This is a genomic window from Bacteroides congonensis (assembly GCF_900130125.1).
Classification (GTDB): Bacteria; Bacteroidota; Bacteroidia; order Bacteroidales; family Bacteroidaceae; genus Bacteroides; species Bacteroides congonensis.
In genome coordinates, this window is the sequence record NZ_FQXY01000006.1 from 144,959 (window position 1) to 160,563 (window position 15,605).

Here is a 15,605-nt window from a genome sequence, read left to right on the forward strand (position 1 = left end):
CATTTTAAAAAGTTACATTCACTCCCAAGCTGAAGATTTTCATAATAGGATACGTATTCGTATCACGTGTCAATTCTCCTTCGGGATCAAAAACTTTCAATTTGTCAAATGTCAAGAGATTATAGCCGGTAAATTGAACCGTCAACTTAGAGGCGCCGATAGCTTTTAAAATCTTCTGTTGAGTAATATTATATCCAATCGTCAGATTTTTCAATTTGATGTATGAAGCATCTTTCAACCATACGCTCGATGTCTCTTGGTTAGTCGAACTTGCAATGGACAAACGGGGATACACAGCCGTTGCTGCTGTTTCAGGTGTCCAACGCCCGTCAGCCATATATTGATAAAGTACCTGCCCCTCATAAAAAGGACGTTTATAAGCATTTGCCATCTCAATATCACACTGGGCTACTCCCGTCCAGTTCATGGAAGCAAAAAAGCCTTTATATTCTCCACCCAAATTTAAACCGAACGTATAAGCCGGGCGTTTAGGGTTTCCTATTTTGGTCTGGTCGTCATTATCAATGATATTATCACCGTTCAAATCTGCAAACTTAATATCACCGGGATATTTTTTCCCCTGCGGTTGCGGCAGATCCGCACGAACATTACCATCCGCATCAAAGTCATCCTCATTATAGAACCCTTGTGCCAGATATCCGAAACGGGCTCCCACCTCGTGTCCGGTACGCCACATATAAGGTTCGTTCGGTTCTACTTCATCCTGATAAATAATTTTATTTTTAGAATAAGAGACATTTGTATTTATATAATATGAAAAGTCCTTAATACGATCATTCCATTTTAAATCAACTTCATATCCTTGATTATTGACTTCACCCATATTAACCACAGGTAATATGCCATTCATTGCAATCAAGGAAGGAACAGTGCTGCGTTGTATCAGAATATCACGACGATTTTCCCGGAAATAATCAAATGTCAACTTCAAACGGTCATTGAAGAAATAAGCGTCTATACCGTAATTCTGCTTTAAGGCAGTTTCCCAGGTTACATTCGAATTTCCCAGCATAAGTTCTTTCGCAGCTGTCTGATAGGCTGTATTCGTCAATCCGAAAATATACCCGTTCTTATCCTGATAGGCTTTCTGCAGCCAGTCGGAATTATTTATTGAATAAGAGTCCGGCAAATAAAGGAAGCGGTTACTGGACATATTGTCATTACCGACCAATCCGACAGAAGCACGCACTTTCAGATAGGTTAAGAAGTCATTTTTAGGAATGAATTTCTCTTCTGTTATAACATAGCCGATAGAACCTGCAGGGAATGTACCAAAACGTTTATCCGGTGCAAAGTTCTCGGAACCATTATAGCCAATATTAAATTCTGCTATATATTTCGACTTATAATCATAAGTCAAACGGCCTACCAAGCCAACATAAGCAGTCGGGACATCCCAAAACTTGTTAGGATAATTAGGATAGTACTTTTTACTTTGGTTGTACAGCAATAAGGCACCGACATTATGTTCTCCGAATTTGCGATTATAACGAATGCTTCCTTCCACATACCAGTCACGGGCACGTTTTTTATCTCCGGTTCCATAAGTTTTCATCATATTTTCCCCCGTTATCCGATACACAAGACTCTTATCAAAATCAGGGTCTTCAACATCAAGTCCCGATCCGTCTATTTCGGATTTATAAAAAGGAGTATATGTTTCCACATGTCCCCGTACGGTTTTGATGTAAGAGTAATCCGTATTATATGCCCCTTTCGCTTCAATAGAAAGCCCCTTGGTTATAAAATCCAGATTTTGAGACAAGTTCAAATCGAATGTCATATTATTCGAGACTTTGCGGTCATAACCATAGCCATAAAATCCATTAATTACTTGATTCTCCATTTTAACTCCGGGAAAACGTGTACTCTGTGTCACCACTTTTTTCCCGTCGACAATTCCCGGAGATGAGAATGGCAACGACCACGTAAGTTGTTTCCATACATTGCCACTGCCTCCCGGGTCACGCTGGTTGCCTACAATTCCGCCCATGCCGAACTTTAACGTAGTGGTGCGTGTGAGGTTTACATCAAGATTGGCACGATAGTTATAACGGGTATAGCTGTAATTGTTATCATAATCAAGCCCGTCCAGTTGTTTAAACAAACCATTCTGAAACAAAAAACCTAACGATACAAAATAACGGATATCTTTTGTTCCTCCGGAAATACTTACATTATGTTGGGTTTGAACAGCAGCCTTATTCATCAAATAATCATACCAGTTCACATTGGGATACAGAATAGGAGAATCCCCCAAACGAAAACGTTCCATATCATACTCCGAGAAAGCCAGCTGGTCATCTGCAACTCCGTCATTACGTTGTGCCTCTCTGAATAAAGAAGCGGTTGTATAGCTGTCTGCCACATCCAATATACGGGTAGGCATCTGAATGCCGACATTCGAGCTAATCGAAATTTTGGCCTTTCCTTCTTCTCCCCGGCGAGTAGTGACCAATATGACTCCGTTTGCACCGCGCACTCCGAATACAGCCGTAGCCGAAGCATCTTTTAATACATTAATAGATTCTATCTCGTTAGGATCCATTTGATAGAAAGAACGCTCCACGCCATCCACAAGAATAAGCGGAGCAGCTCCCCCTTCCGTCAATGAACCTACACCACGTACAAATATTTTCGCATTGTCAGCTCCCGGTTGTCCACTTGCCTGCATGGAAGAAACTCCCGGCAACTGCCCTGCCAACGAATTGGTGACACTGGCACTAGGGGATTTCAGTAAAGCCTCCGTACCGACACTTGATATAGCACCGGTCAATGTCGCCTTTTTCTGCACACCATATGCAACAACCATTACTTCGTCCAGACTTTGTACATTTTCCTGTAAACGTACGTTAATCCCCCTTCGGGAGTTTACTTTTATTTCTTGTGACTGGTAACCAATAAATGAAACCGATAAAATTGAATTTCCATCAGGTACCGTTATTGTATAACGGCCGTCAATATCTGTGATAACTCCTGTGGAAGTCCCTTTCACTTGTACAGTAGCACCAATAATAGGTTCGCCACCCTCACTCGTAACAACCCCTGTAACTATTATACTTTTGTTCTGTTGCAAAGCGGAACTGACCCACTCTTTGCCGGTGTCACTGCCCGACAAAATCCTACCCGTCTCTGCGGAATAACAAATCTCGCCCCACAAAGACGACCTGATACATACGGCGATAAATAAAACCTTCCGCATGCGACCTGTTAAGATGTTTTTCATACTTTGATAATGTTAAAAAGTTAAACAAAAAGCATCATTATAATTTCTGCTTAAATTTGAAAACCAGCGATTCATTCTTCAATCCTTTCGGCAGAGTTACTGTCACTTTGCCGTCTTTCGTCCGATACTTCACGCTACGACCGTTTTGAAGCAATACCATCTTGCCGGCAGGTTCATTTCCTTCCCATACAATTTCCTGCGGCAATTCCACATTGTCCGGCAGTGCATAGATAGCATACAGTGTCTTTCCATCTTTGTTAGCCGTGAACCAGATATTCTCACTTTGATAGACAGGAGTAGTGCGTGTGTTGTAAATTGCTTCACCATTTATTTTCAGCCATTGCCCTATCTCTTTCAAACGCTGTATTCCCTCTTCCTCGATAGTACCTTCCGGTGTAGGTCCCACACCCAAAACCAAAGAACCGCCTTTGGCTACAATCTCCGTGAGAATATTGATTACTTGAGCTGCCGATTTGTAAGGAGCATCTTTCCACCATCCCCAACGATTGGTCAGTGTTATGCAACTTTCCCAAGGATGATCCAGTTGCTGCTTGGGAATAGTCAGTTCCGGTGTTTGGTAATTTTCGTTCCGGCCGGGCACAGTCCTGTCTACCGCTATCAAGCCCGGCTGACTTTCGCGTGCCTTATCTATGATTTGATTCATTTTGATGTCTTCCTTGGGAGCCCTTACCCAGCCTCCGTCCAGCCAAAGAAGGTCTACCCGACCATAACGCGTCATGAGTTCATTGATTTGATTAGCCGTATATTCTTGAAAACGTTTCCATTTATCCGGATTCAGCTTGATGTCATAATTCACATTCCGGGTGGGCGTTGCCCTGTCTCTACTCCAGTAATCATTGCAATGCCAGTCGGGCTTGGAGAAGTAAGCACCTATCATAAAGTCTTTCTGACGGAAAGCACCAAACACTTGATAAGTCACATCTTTTAAAGGATTGTTTTTAAAAGGTCCTTTAGCTATCGAGAAATCAGTTTCCTTCGTATCAAACATACAAAAACCGTCGTGATGTTTGGTTGTGAAAATCATATATTTCATACCGGCATCTTTCATAATGTCCGCCCATACTTCCGGAGCAAACTTCGTTGGATTGAAAGACTCGCTTAATCCCCAATACCATTTTTTAAAATCATCATAAGGCATATCACCGAAGATTTTAGTGCGGCGTGGAATAAATCTTTCTTCCGAACACAACAGCCACGACTCGAAAGTACCCGGTACGGAATAAAGTCCCCAGTGGAACAGTACACCGAATTTCAAGTCTCGCCATTGATCTAATTTCTGCAGTACTGCCGGGTCTGTCGGATATTCATAAGAGGTGGATGATTTGTGCACATACCCTTGATCTTTAATATCACTTTGCTGTGCACATACATTCCAGGAAAAAGAGAGTCCGAACAAAGCAGCCAATACCACTTTCATACTTTTCATTTTTCTCATACTTACCGTTGTTTTAGAGGTTTTAAATTTCACCGCTAAGATATGAGAATTGAAATGAAAGGGTGTTTTGTATCATTTTTTGTTTGTCCGATAACTGCCAGAAGAGTGCTAAAAACTATCAAATCTTTTTAGATTTTATCCAGAAGAACCTTCAAACGGCATTTTTCCGTTCCGGCAACATTTTATCGCCCTTTCCTTTCATAATATACAAATGTTTATTACCTTTGCATAGTAGTTCATTGAAGTAATGATCGATCAGCAAGAGCTAAAGGCTCAAATAGAACATGTTAAACGCGTTTTAACGTTCTATTCTCTATATGGAGATGAAGTGGTAGAACAAGGATTCTCCAGAAGAGAATTGGAAAAGCTAATAGACATTCAGCTGGATAAGCTGAACGAATTGCTTCGACAGTTGAAAGATTAAAAAGCTCCCCTCAGCAGGGGAGCTACTTCATGAATTAATAAAAAAGAAAGGAGAAAATATGGATTTATCACAGAAACAGTATGCTAAAGAACAGTTAGACGGGCTTTTACAAGAATTCTGTTCTTTACAATCTTCACAAGATGAAGCAGATTTCTCAAAGAAGATGAAGTCTATTCTTTCCAATAAGAATGAAAAAGAAAAAGAAATCTTTGCGGAAGTATTTGTAGAAGGTGCCAAAGAAGCCATTGTGCAATCGGAGTCTATCATAAAAGAGACTAATCTACGTTTAACTTTAGACAATATATTTCCAGCAATTTCATGGTCTTATATTGCATCTAATTATTTTAAGAAATCCAGATCGTGGTTGCACCAGCGAATCAATGGGAGCGTTGTTAATGGAATACCTGCAAAATTCACAGATGACGAAAAGAAAATCCTAATAAAAGCATTGAATGATTTAGGTATAAATATAAAAAAAACAGCTCAACTTATTGAGCAAACTTCATAGAACTACACAATCGAGAGGTATCTGTCATTTTCAGATACCTCTTATCATTTAAACTATTTTCTCTGTTTTTTCACATAATCAGAAGGCATGCAACCCATATACTTTTTAAAACTAGTAGAGAAATAAGAGCGGGATGCAAAACCTACCATGGCACTCACTTCAGATATGGAGTAACGCCCGTCCAACAGTAATTTGCACGCCATATTGAAACGTATCCGCCGAATAAAATTTGCCGGCGGTTCACCCGATATGGAATTCATCTTGTAGTATAGTGACGAGCGGCTCATAAAGAGCTTCTCCGCAAGGTCATCGGCTGTAAAGTCTTCATCAGAGATGTTTTCTTCCACAGTCTGAATGGCTTTGGTTATAAATTCCTCATCCAGCTTATTCGAAGTCATTTTTGCCGCATCAATATCAATCGTACTGGAATAATAGTATCTCAAACGCTGCCTGGCTTTCAGGATATTATTAATCTTCCCTTTCAGAAGATTAATAGAAAATGGTTTGGGGATATAATCGTCCGCGCCTGCCTGAATACCCGCAGTCTGTGCCTCAAGACTACCTTTCGCTGACAACAAAATAACCGGAATATGGCAAGTTTGCATGTTCTTCTTCACAATCTCACATAACTTTATACCATCTATTCCCGGCATCATCACATCAGAAAGAATTAAATCCACTTTCTGTTCCTTCATCATTTCCAGTGCTTCTTCCCCGTTTCCGGCTATCAACGTGATATACTCCGATTTAAAATTATCCTTCAAATAATCAACCATTTCCTTATTATCATCCACCAGCAGGATAGTCGCTCTCCCCTCTTCTTCCCTACCATCCGGTTTCTCTATGTCAGTGGTATTAACTACAACCTCTTCCATGTAGGAAACATCCATAGGAGAATACATAGGTTCTGATAAAGTGAAGGCCGCTTCCGTGTCCTGTTTTTGTTCTTCAGCCGGAAATATGTGGATGTCTACCGGCAAAATCACCCTGAATTCTGTAAATTTTCCGATTTCACTAGCGACCTCTATCGTGCCCCTATGCTTGTCTATCAACAATTTCACCAAAGACAAGCCAATGCCGGAACCTTTCTGATTATCGTCCACTTGGTAAAAGCGTTCGAAAATGCGGGAAAGTTTCTCTTCCGGAATACCTATACCGTTATCACGTATCGTAAATCCGTAGACAGACTCCTTCTTCCACAATGATAATGAGATTTCTCCACCGTCAGGAGTAAACTTAAACGCATTGGAAAGCAAATTCATCAATATCGTTTCCAAATACATCCTGTCAACAGGAAATAATTCATCTTTCAAATCCGAACGGAAATGGAAATTAATATTTCGTTTCCGTGCATTCTCTATAAATAAATTGAATACATTCATTGCCATGCTCTCAACCGGCCCTGAAACGATATTGATAGGTAATGTTCCCGATTCTGCCTTCCTGAAGTCAAGTAGCTGATTGACAATATGCAGTAATTTCTGTCCATTCTTATAGACATAAGACAATTTTTGTTGCACAGCGGGCTCGAAAGAGTTCTTTTCGCCCAACAATTCCTCTAACGGAGCCAATATCAGACTTAAAGGTGTGCGCAATTCATGAGACATATTAATATAAAAACGGACTTTCTCCTGACTGATTTCTTCTATCTTATTCCGTTCGATATGCTCAATCTGTACCTGCATCCTCATCTTGGCACGAACAATAAAGAAATAAAATACAAAAGCTAAAATACCGATGATAAAGAGGAAAAACAACGTTTTTGCCCACCACGTCTGATACCACATCGGAATAATATCAATAAAAAATTCTGCAGGGATTTCTGACCATTGTCCACTGTCACTGCATGCCTTTACTTTAAAAACATATCTACCCGGAGACAAATTCCAATAGTTCACTCCACGACTTCCCGCCCATGTAGCATAAATCCAGTCCGAATCGTACCCCTCCAGCTTATAGGCAAACTTGTTACGGCTGTTTGACAGGTAATTTATTACAGAAAAAGTGATTCTGAACATTTTGAGTTCCGAAGGAAAAGAAACTCCCAGCAACTTCCCGTTGTCAGCCTGATAAAAATCGACATCTCCGTCTTTAGCTTGCCTTATGGGGAGATTCTGTATGGACAATCCGGTTATCACTGCGTTAGGCGTAAAAGGAGTGCCGGAGAAGTGTTCGGGATTAAAAAAGACGACTCCATTCAAAGTCCCTAAAAAGAAAGTACCGTCTTTTGAGCTACATACTGCCGACTGCATAAATTGATTGTTCGGCAAACCATCTTGTTTGATATAGTTGCAGAAATTCTTTTTATGTAAATCAAAACAGGAAAGTCCCCTGCTCGTTGTGAGCCACAACCGCCCTTTTTTATCTTCCAAAATACCGCTGATACAGTCATCGGGCAAACCGTCGCTCATAGAATAACGCTCCCATGAAAGAGAGGTTCCTTCTTTATAGCGGTACAATCCGGAAGAAGTGCCTACCCAAATGACATGGCTAGTGTCCTCATATACACACAACGCCTGTATCAGGCCAAGAGAATAAGCCCCTGCCGAATCAGCCATCACTCGCATTTCTCCATCAGCACACATGTACAAACTTTCTTCCGTGCCAATCCAGACACGCCGTCTTGAATCACGGAACAAAGTAGAGACAAGCACACCTTTCAATTGAGGATATCTGATTGCCAAAGGATGCAAGGAGATTTGTCTTGTTTGATAATCAAAACGATATAAACCAGCCATCGAACCAATCCAAAGTGTACCATCGTCTCCATCCAACAGTGAATAGCAACTATTTTCCAAGGATGCGGCACCGGGAATATCATAATTACTTATATGTCCGGTCTTGACGTTCAAATGACTCAACCCGCCGCTATGCATACCGATATAAACAGAACCATTTTTCTCGGGAAACACACATTTAATGTTATTCGAACGTAAGGAGCCGACTTTGTTGCCTTCATCGGAATAACAAGTGAAATGCCCGGTTGTCCTGTCATAATGATTCAACCCTCCATCATTTGTACCAATCCAAAGATTATTGTCAAAAGGATCTTCCGCTATGCAACTGACAGTATTGTCACTCAATGAATTACGATAGACAGAATGTTGCAGGACACGAAAATCAGGAGCTAATACATGATAATAATTAAGCCCTCCGTGATAGGTGCCTACCCACATTCCTCCCTGATGATCCCTTAGGAGAGAACGTACAGAATTATGTCCCAAAGAAGAAGGGTCTTCATAGGAAAAGCGATATTGCGAAATACTTTTTGTATCCGGTTGGAGAATCAGCAGTCCTTCTACCGTTCCAATCCATAATCTTCCCCGATCATCCAGTTGAAGAGCCCGGACAGCATCAGAAACAAACTGTTTCGGATAATTTTTTCGGTTATAATGTTCTCGAACCTGAAATTTGTCATCTATCAAATATACTCCGTTCGTCAATGACGCCAGCCAGCAATTCCGGGTCTTATCATCATAAATGATACTGGAGATTACTTCATTTTTCAATTCAGGAAGCAATTGAACAATATTACCATTACGGAAATAATAGAAATAAATGCCCTTTGAAGTTCCAAGTAATGCCCCGTCTCCTATAGCACGAACGGAATAAACATTCTTCCCTTCTAACTGGGGGAGTATTTTCATCTTGCCATCCGCTTTCTCAAAAAGAACCAATCCCCGATTGGTTCCTAACAACAACTGTTCCCTATCTGCCGGCTCTTCTATGGCAAATACCTGAACCGACTGATTGCCTGGTAATGAGTAATTTGTAAAATCATTACCTATAATATTATACCGGGAAAGTCCGACCATTGTCCCAACCCACACAGTTCCCTTTCGGTCAGTATAAAGAGAATAGATGTAGTTATTCCCCAAACTGGCAGTATCGCCCAAAGATTTATAAAAGGACGCAAAGCGGAAACCGTCATGCCAGTTCAATCCTTCAGTAGTGCCTACCCATATCTTATTGTTATGATCCTGAGTTAAAGCGAGCACTGTATTGTACGACAATCCATCATCTACAGACAAACGTTTAAAACGAACTGGAGCCTCATCTGCCAATAAAGTAGATATCGGAATAAATTGGAAACAAATGGCTAAAACAATCAAATAACAAATTTGTATATATCGGTTTTTCATAAGTAATCACGGTTCAAGAACATTTTAACTCAAACAAAGATATATATTTCCAGCCACTTTTATCACATATATCCGTTAGCTTTAATATCTTTATATCGTTTCAAAGCCTCCAGATAATAATAATCGGCATAAATCAATGGGGTGTCGACTTCACTATTATGCGGAAAGCTACCCACCGAATGCATGAGAATAAATCCGTGATTTTCTCCTTCCCTTGCCAAGTATGTTTCTGAAGAAAGCTGTTTTAAGATTTGTTCGGCATAACGGAAATATTTCCGCCCTTGTTTTTTGTCCCCATAACCGCTTAATTCCAACAAGGCGGAAGCTGTAATGGCAGCCGCCGAAGCATCGCGAGGTTCATTGGGAATGTTCGGAGCATTATAATCCCAATAAGGAATAAAGTCTTTTTCGGACGGGCAATGGCTCATTATAAATTCAGCGATCTTATAAGCCGCTTTCAGATAAGTTTGTTGTTTTGTGAAACGATAACACATGGTATATCCATATACGGCCCAAGCCTGACCACGTGCCCAAGACGATTCATCATCATATCCCTGGTAAGTACCCTTCGACTCAACTGTACCATCTTCCGGCAAATAACTGACTACATGATAAGATGTCATATCTTCCCGAAAATGATTCTTCAGTGTTTTGTCGGCATGTGCTATGGCAATTTCCCGATACTTCGGATTACCAGTCTGTTCCGATGCCCAGAAAAGCATCTCCAGATTCATCATGTTATCAATAATGACAGGATAACTCCAATTGCCAAAGTCCCAGGAACGAATCAATCCGACTTGCGGTTCAAAGCGCGTACAAAGGCTTTCGGCAGCGCGAACGAGAATCAGGCTGTCCGCAGATTCCGGTTTTAGACGGATGCCCTGCCCATAACTACAAAACATCATAAACCCCAAATCGTGATTTTTCGTATAATATTGCATCGCTTCCAGACGTTCAGTGTACAAACGTGCCTGTTTTGCCAATTCCTCCTTAGCTGTAAGCTCATACGCCAGCCACAAGGAGCCCGGGAAAAAACCGGAAGTCCAATCCAAAGGTTTTTCCAAGCGATATTTTCCATCTTTCAAAGAACGTGGGAAACAGAGGGTATCCGGTTCATTTTTTAACTTTTCTGCCATATAGAGCAATTGATGTCCGGATGTATTCACCGCACGGTCAAACCATTTCATCTCATTTTCTTTCGGAACATTACAAGCAGCCAGGAAAATAATTCCTGTTGCCACCATTAGAAGTTTGCTATTCATTGTCTCAATCTATTTCTGTTATTACTTCTCCATATACCAACAACAAAGGTAGACTAACTTACAGACATCGGTTTTACAATACTCTCTTTTTATGTCCGTTTCCATATTAGTGGTGTTTGATTTTGTACAAAAGTTGTCCGTTTTCAGATATTCATAACCGTTCGGTTTTGAACAAAATCATAATAGTTCCTGCATTACATAGAGTTTAAAAGGTTCTTCGTCAAATTCCGTGCTTTTTTATGTGCTAAATCCATTAATTTTAGCAAACAGTAATTTTATGTTTGCCCTGTTATACATTTGTCTTTTGATTGCCTTTAATTTATTAACAGTTCCTTCCAGTACTGCGTTGTTCCAGGAATAATCAATAGCTGCCTTTACCGCTTTCAGGTCTGATTTTATATATTTGGCAAACCCTCTGATAGCTTGGGATTTTGCCTCCACCGCCCTTTCGAGCCATCCCTCCAATGGATTCAGAGAGTTTCTATTAAGAATTTCCCTGAACTCTCGTGCAAGTTCTATTGCTTGTTTGGCCCGTTTACTCTGATAAAGTTTCTCAAGTTCTTCCAACTTTGTTTTTCCGGTAAGTATAAAGCGCTGGATTGTTTTTCTTGATATACGGTTTTCTTTTATTTTTTTTGCAATGTTGCTATTCTCTTTTTTTATTTCTTTCTGCCGATTTCCGATATTGTTTCTCAGTGTTTGACTTACTCGTTTTATAGCAGATGCGGAGAGTTTGTTATCCATCCTTTCAACTAACTGATTCACCTTCCAGCATCCCAAGGAAAACTCCAGAGCCAGCTTATCAATAAATTTAAAGATTAATTTCTGTTCATCGCTCATATAGTCTTTACGTGTATGTTTGAACAATAATTTCCTGACCTTTTCTGTATGCATATTATATGTTTGTGCTATCTGGTAGAAAGTCTTTCCTTCTCTGTATGCATTATCCGCTTCTATAAAAAACTGAAGTTTCTCCCGATGTCTTTGGTCGCCCAGGTTCCAAAAGTCCTTCATAATCTCAGTTTTACATTCCTGTACGGTTGGGAAGCTGTATGTTTTCTTCGCTCCCCAAAAGCCGCGTAGTAGCCCGGAAAACTCATCGGCCAGCATATCAAGCATTTTTTTGATCAGATGAAACTTGTCACTTATCTGAATTGCCCCCGGAAGGCAACGGCTTATGGCGTCGGCATAAGTGGCGGAACCGTCTCTGGTAACAAACTGTATTTGTTGGTTTTCTAATAAATAGCTATCCAACTCTTCACCCGAACGGCAGTCCAGCAGTGCAATGATCTGATGACTATGTTGATCCACAACCACACTCATATAAGTGTGCCCTTTCTTTTTAGCTGCGTCATCGATTCCTATGGCTGTAGCATGGGAAGTCGGAAGATTCCGGTCAATACTGCGTAGACAAGTGGAGGCGCTACAAGAGATATGCTGAAGCCCCAATAAGTATGAAGCGATACGAGAAGTCGTTTTTAAAGATACAGAAGTTATTCTGTCTAAAACTTCTTGGGTTTTTCGTCCATAACGGGGAGCTATACCGGGTAAGGACTCGCTGAAAGTGCGTACACAGTGTTTACAACGAAATCTACGGGCTTTTACAAGAAGAACAGTACCCATGTTAAAGCTTTCAGATGCCTGAATATGACGGAAATAATAACTATGTACGTGTTTGGTTCTTCGGCCGCAATAAGGGCAAACGGAAGTCTTGCGAATACTGGATAAATGAACTGACACGTGATTTTCGTGTATCGTCAGATGGTCCTGCTTGAAGCCAGGCGCGGCAAGACGGATGGAAACAAGGCTAAAACTTTTATTAGATTGAAGATTGTTTAATGATTCTTTTTCATTATTTTTGTCGAAGGCGGATATGTTTGGATACATAGTAACTGGATGCTTTGGTCAGCTATAAAGTTACTAAAATACAAGCATATTCGCTATTTTTATTACTATAAAGTATATTGATTTATAACTAAATAATAAAATATAAACAAGGCATATTTAAAAATAAAAAAGCACGGAATTTGACGAAGAACCGTTTAAAATGATATAATTATCTTGCACACCTACACTCTTTGCATCTATTCGGTTGATACATAGAGATATAAGTGCGTGCAAGATACCGTTGCAGATGTGTGCAAGATAAAAGTATCTTGCACGCTTTGTCTTTTTCAAAAAGTTCCTGATAATTCCTAAAAACTATACAGTCATTTATAGAATCAAGGCATCAAATGACTTGTTCTATTATTTGAAACAAAGTGTTTGCTATAGAGAAACACTTTGTTTCAAGTAAGTAAACACTTTGTTCCAAGCCTATGAACACTTTGTTTCAAGTGCTTGAAACAAATGGGAACTACCGTCAACAGGAATGAATAGCTAAGTAATCACAGCAGACAGCGTGCAAGATACTTTTATCTTGCACACATCTGCAATGGTATCTTACACGCACTTATATCTCTATGTATCAACCAAATAGATGCAAAAAGTGTAGGTGTGCAAGATGATTATATCATTTTTAATCTTAATGAAGCTAAATACTTGGCTCATATCCCGTACGGAAATGAGCTAAATGACAATTTCCCAGTTAAACAAAATTATAACTCCCGTTCTTTGAGATATTGAAACGAAATATTACGAAAATAATGATTATCTTTGAACCACTAAAAGGAAAATAACAATGAATGACCTGCTTTGTAAACTCCCTATCGGGATACAGACCTTTGAGAAACTTCGTAAGGGTGATTATCTATACGTAGATAAGACAGAGCTTGTATGAAAAATAGCTTATACATCTACTCCATACTTTCTGAGCCGTCCACGCCGTTTCGGTAAAAGTCTTCTCCTCTCTACCTTTGAAGCCTACTTTGAAGGAAAGAAAGAACTCTTCGAAGGGCTTGCCATTGAAAAGTTGGAAACGGAACAGGAAAAGCATCCTGTCTGCATCTGGATTTGAATGCCGAGAAGTACGATTCTCCGGAAAGACTTTATGATATCCTCAGCCGTCAACTCACCTTATGGGAAATCCAATATGGCAAAGGAACAGACGTAAACACTCTTTCCAGCCGTTTTTCCGGTATCATCCATCGTGCCTACGAACAAACTAGCAGCAGCGTCGTAGTCCTGATAGATGAATACGACAAACCTCTATTGCAGTTTCCTAATGATGAAGTCCGCTACGGCTTCATGAATTTCCTGGTACCGTTCTACACTGGAGTGAAGAATAACGTTCAAGGGTGAAACTATCAGGAGTCACCAATATCCACGCCCGATAACAACTTCTCCTATGAACAGGAACCAAAGGTAAATAACCGGAGTACACTCTACCTTCCCTGATTTCCAACGGATAAGTTGCAGACATCCGTTCATGTTCCTTCAAGGCTTCGCCTTCCGAAGGATGATAATCAATCATAAAACGTCCTGTTGAACCTGGGTGTACATAGCGGTCATACAAAAAACGCGCAATGACTCCCATATTCATGCGCAGATTGATTTCCACACAAGGATGAATCCGAAAAACCGGCTTCTCATCTTCAGGAAATCGGCAAACCATCATATCAACTCCAAGATAACCTTTATAAACGGTTCCTACCAACGCAGAAAGCCTATATTTCAAACAGTTCTCCAAGTCCGTCAGAACCTCTGAAGGAACATATTGTGAAAGTTGTCTTCGGATGCCCTCATTAGAAAGCAGACAGTTTCCTTCATACATTCCGCTCTTTCCGGTATGGAAGAGGGAATATCCCGCAAATGTCACTTCACCTGCGCCATCGGAATAAAACTCCATAGCAAAATCCTCCACCTTATTATATATAGGTTCTGCAATGACTCCACCCTGCGAAGCAGCCACGCGCGCACACCAACCGGAGATAAAAGGAGTAAATATGCCTTTGCACCAGTTCAGCCCTTTACCACTTCCCGAAAGCGGAGCTTTCAACAGGCAGCATTCCCGCCCTTCCACAAAAGCTTTCCATTCTTCCGGTGTCTTCAAACAATAAGATTCTCCGCAGAAATATTCATTCAGCTGTAATTCAGGGAGCAATGCAACAGCTTTAGAACGATGGGAATATTCCCGCCAAGCGTTTAATTGCCACATAGAAGGAAGCAGGACTTCACTCCCCCCCAATCCTGACAGCCGTTTCCGCAAAGCTGCATCCCACCCCCAAGGGCGTATATCCAGATCCGCTTCGGAAGCAAGTTCAGGTTCTGTCATCAGATGTACGGAAAGTCCCAATAACTCCTGCATTCTTTTCAGATAGTCGAGATTATAAGCGGAAGGAGCCAGCACCGCACTCCCCTCTTCCGCATACCAAATCGGCAACAAAGCCAGTTCGAATGCCATCTGCCGTGCGGAAGCCGGTGCCATATAGTTCGTTTCACCGCTAGCCAATGCCAAATCATGTTCCGGGTTGAATATATAAAGAGTCTTTTTAGCCATTTCAAACGAATTCAAACTTTATTCTGCAAATATATGCAGGAAATAGTCAGGAATGGCTACAATAAACAGAAAGTTAGAATTAAAAGCACAATTTTGCCATCTCTACTTTGCAAATCCTAAAAAAAGCC

The 15,605-nt window shown here is 40.6% G+C and carries 7 protein-coding genes and 1 pseudogene; 2 read left to right on the forward strand and 6 right to left on the reverse strand.

The window, feature by feature from the left end; genetic code table 11:
• Positions 1 to 4: 4 nt before the first annotated feature.
• Together BQ7997_RS00710 and BQ7997_RS00715 are read right to left on the reverse strand one after the other, a co-directional pair.
• Positions 5 to 3,247 (reverse strand): SusC/RagA family TonB-linked outer membrane protein, encoded by a 3,243-nt coding sequence (locus BQ7997_RS00710; protein ID WP_083589130.1) that lies wholly within the window; start codon positions 3,245 to 3,247, stop codon positions 5 to 7.
• 37 nt (positions 3,248 to 3,284) lie between these two features.
• On the reverse strand, positions 3,285 to 4,703 hold the full coding sequence (locus tag BQ7997_RS00715; RefSeq protein WP_082073556.1) for an alpha-L-fucosidase: 1,419 nt from the start codon (positions 4,701 to 4,703) through the stop codon (positions 3,285 to 3,287).
• A 482-nt stretch (positions 4,704 to 5,185) separates the two neighbouring features.
• On the opposite strand from BQ7997_RS00715, the gene BQ7997_RS00725 reads away from it, so the two are divergent.
• Positions 5,186 to 5,635 (forward strand): DUF5053 domain-containing protein, encoded by a 450-nt coding sequence (locus tag BQ7997_RS00725; RefSeq protein ID WP_073342531.1) that lies wholly within the window; start codon positions 5,186 to 5,188, stop codon positions 5,633 to 5,635.
• A gap of 53 nt (positions 5,636 to 5,688) precedes the next feature.
• On the opposite strand, the gene BQ7997_RS00730 is transcribed toward BQ7997_RS00725, so the two are convergent.
• The 3 genes from BQ7997_RS00730 to BQ7997_RS00740 all read right to left on the reverse strand — a co-directional run bounded on the left by BQ7997_RS00730 (position 5,689) and on the right by BQ7997_RS00740 (position 12,926).
• Positions 5,689 to 9,777 (reverse strand): hybrid sensor histidine kinase/response regulator transcription factor, encoded by a 4,089-nt coding sequence (locus BQ7997_RS00730; protein ID WP_073342534.1) that lies wholly within the window; start codon positions 9,775 to 9,777, stop codon positions 5,689 to 5,691.
• 62 nt (positions 9,778 to 9,839) lie between these two features.
• Positions 9,840 to 11,039: an AGE family epimerase/isomerase gene (locus BQ7997_RS00735; RefSeq protein ID WP_073342537.1), complete on the reverse strand. Its 1,200-nt coding sequence runs from the start codon at positions 11,037 to 11,039 to the stop codon at positions 9,840 to 9,842.
• A 237-nt stretch (positions 11,040 to 11,276) separates the two neighbouring features.
• Positions 11,277 to 12,926: an ISL3 family transposase gene (locus BQ7997_RS00740; protein WP_073342484.1), complete on the reverse strand. Its 1,650-nt coding sequence runs from the start codon at positions 12,924 to 12,926 to the stop codon at positions 11,277 to 11,279.
• A gap of 793 nt (positions 12,927 to 13,719) precedes the next feature.
• Here BQ7997_RS00740 and BQ7997_RS00745 point away from each other — a divergent pair.
• Positions 13,720 to 14,264, forward strand: a pseudogene (locus BQ7997_RS00745) (AAA family ATPase); the annotation flags it as partial.
• On the opposite strand, the gene BQ7997_RS00750 reads toward BQ7997_RS00745, so the two are convergent.
• On the reverse strand, positions 14,224 to 15,477 hold the full coding sequence (locus BQ7997_RS00750) for a hypothetical protein (RefSeq protein ID WP_073342540.1): 1,254 nt from the start codon (positions 15,475 to 15,477) through the stop codon (positions 14,224 to 14,226). The pseudogene BQ7997_RS00745 and the gene BQ7997_RS00750 overlap by 41 nt on opposite strands.
• Positions 15,478 to 15,605 lie beyond the last annotated feature (128 nt).